This window comes from Daejeonella sp. (assembly GCF_044342615.1).
In the GTDB taxonomy this organism is placed as follows: Bacteria; Bacteroidota; Bacteroidia; order Sphingobacteriales; family Sphingobacteriaceae; genus Daejeonella.
In genome coordinates this window covers 1-2,751 of the sequence record NZ_JBIIPN010000217.1, presented here as the reverse complement: position 1 = coordinate 2,751, position 2,751 = coordinate 1, and the positions used below count along the sequence as shown (strand labels likewise).

Annotated in this window: 2 protein-coding genes; both read right to left on the bottom strand. The window is 33.4% G+C overall.

What is annotated here, in order from left to right; all coding sequences use genetic code 11:
* Positions 1 to 247: hypothetical protein (locus tag ACIQ0D_RS12565; RefSeq protein ID WP_395806137.1), on the bottom strand; the 247-nt coding region annotated here is incomplete at its 3' end.
* A gap of 400 nt (positions 248 to 647) precedes the next feature.
* A partial coding sequence (locus ACIQ0D_RS12560; protein WP_395806135.1) for a hypothetical protein occupies positions 648 to 2,751 on the bottom strand: 2,104 nt, incomplete at its 5' end.

Below are 2,751 nucleotides of genomic sequence, written 5' to 3'. Positions count from 1 at the left end.
GAGAAACAACCTTATTGATAAAATCTTCATCTCTAGTATAATACCCGACCTTAATTGCTCCTTTAACGGTGTTAAAAAATAAATGAGTTCCCCTAGCAGGACTCACAGATGGAATGTAGATATCGAGGAAATTATCTTTATTTATTTTCTTTGCTTCCGCAGCAGGATATACCACTTTAATGCCAGCAAATAATTGCTGCTGTAAACTTAATCCTGAATTTGAATTGTTTGATGATTCTGATGCCATATTTTTCTTAGCTATAGGCTTAATAAATAACCCTAAGAGATTAATTATTAATATTCTAAATGATAGTGGTAGATTATTTGCTTAATTTAAAAATATCTTTTTAAATCCAAAAATATTTTAATTGTGTTCATATTCAATAAATTAATTTAATATTATTTTTTCACAATTATTGTAAAATCAATAGCTCGGATATTTGCTCTTTGTAAAAGCATTTAGTACAACATCCGGTATACTATAATTGAGAAGACTAAAATCCAAGAAAGAGTTTCTAAAAATAAAAAGCCACTAAGTGTCCTCAGTGGCTTTTTATGATTTCAAACGTTAAATTTGAATAAAAAACAATTTAAATCCAAAGCTTTGAACAGGTCTGTAAATAAATTTTTTAATAGAAATCAATAAATTAAAATAGTCTGCCAAATAAAATCTTACTCTTATTTAAATCAAGATATATGTCTTCTAATTCATCAATTTCCCCATCAACTTGTGCATGATCCATCATGAATCTAACAATATCATTTCGACCTTCATCTGTATCAATTTTTTCATGGATAATATAGCAGAAAGAAGCAGCTATATCCGATAAGATGAACGATTGTTTTTTTAACTCTCCAATCATTTCATAGGTCTCGTTTAAAAAGTCTGCGCAATCATCCTCATCATAATTAAACCAACTTCCCATGGCCACTGCCGACTGGGATACATCATTAACTGCATCATCGGTATACCTTAAAATTTCAGGATCTGACTCATCATATTCTCCTACTGGTTTAAAATTCGAACCTGTGTTAATAATAACAAACAATATTTTATGAAATAGATTGCAGATGAGCGTATTTGTTGATGCATCAATAACTATGTGCTCGCCAATTTTTACTTTTTTAGTCTTTTGAGGCTTATCTTTAGTTTCGGGAGCAGATTTTTTATTTTCAGCTTCTTCAACCAAATTTTTTAAAGGATCATTGAAATCGACGTTACCGTGTCTGATCAACATACCATAGAAATGTAAGTTCTCTTTCTCTTTAGATGTCACTTTGCCATCGGCATTTGCTAGGTCATTCATGTATCGAATGATGTCCTCCCGAACTGCTTCATCGGACACATTATTGTAAATCCCCACGCAATTTAAAAACACATACGCATCCATCCCATCGTTATTGAAAATAGCTTTACATTTTTTCAAGAGTTCGAGGGTTTCATGAAGTGCTTTTAAGCACTCGTCTTCGTCCATATCAAACCATTCGCCCATAGTAACGGCGGTGGATTGGATGTCTGCGATTTCTGCCTCGGTAAACCGATCTAACTTTGATCCCACCTGTAGAAGAACAAACAAAATACTGTGTGGCATTGAAGTTATTTTTAACGTTTTTTCAGTTTCATCAAGGATATAAGGGCCTTTCTCAGGCTCCTTCTTTTTCTTCCCTTTATCTTCGGGAACCGCCTTTTGTTTCTTGGGAGCGGCTGCTTCTTGAGTTCCTTTTTCTTTCTTTTCTTCAGATTTAGATTCTACTATACTAGAATCCAGAACATCCGAACTAGGTATATCAGAAAGATCGAGTACTGGATAATAGATTTCCAAGTAATCCTCCAAGACAGGATTGTTTTTGTAGGTAGCGGGATGGAAACGAAGCGTTACTTTAGCCACCAATACTTGCAAGATTTCGATGTTCCATTCAGCAGAAAGTTCCTTCCAAAGTTCCAAACAGAACTCATGAAATCCTGCCCGATTGAACTCTACGTTAAAAAACTGGAAGATTTCAAAAGAAGCATTGTCATTAAACCCACCGATCAGCTCTTCTCCAAGAGAGGCATTTTGGGTCGCAAGCGAAAAAATAGATCTTGCGGCAGTTATATCCGCCAACTTGATATCTAGGCCTGCATCTGGTTCATCCCAAAGGATAAAATCATAAAGGATAAGCCCTAACTTTTCTTCATTGCTCAGTTGCTTAAAATTGCCAGAAGCCTTTAATAAAAGTTCGTCTACTCCTTTGTAGTCAATTTCTTTTAGAACTGATTTCAATGTGTTTAGTTCTAAATTTGGATTTGTTTTTAAGATTAAAAATACCGGAAAATATCGGTCTTGAGCAGATAAATTACCACTTGGCGACTCATCTTCCTCAAGTATATTTCCAAGTTTAATGAGGAAACTAATTGTGTCTAATATTAATTTTTGGTCTGCAAGTGCATTAATATCAGTTACGTACTTTTCCAAATATTTTACATATTCATCATGTGTTTTAAACTCTTCCTCATATTTTTTTTCAGCATCAAACATGGGTTTCAATAGGAGTGCCCCAATACCAAATCCATCTTCGTGCATTATTCTTAATATGTCATCTCCAATTTTTGGAACTACAGATAAACTAGTAAAGTCTAAAAGCAATTTCTCAAAACTGGTTCTGAACCTGTTAGAACTACTTGAAAGTGCTAAATAATAATTTCTTAATAATTGAATTGATGTGAGAAAAGATTCAGGATCATTAAAACAATATTCATTTGATTCTTTT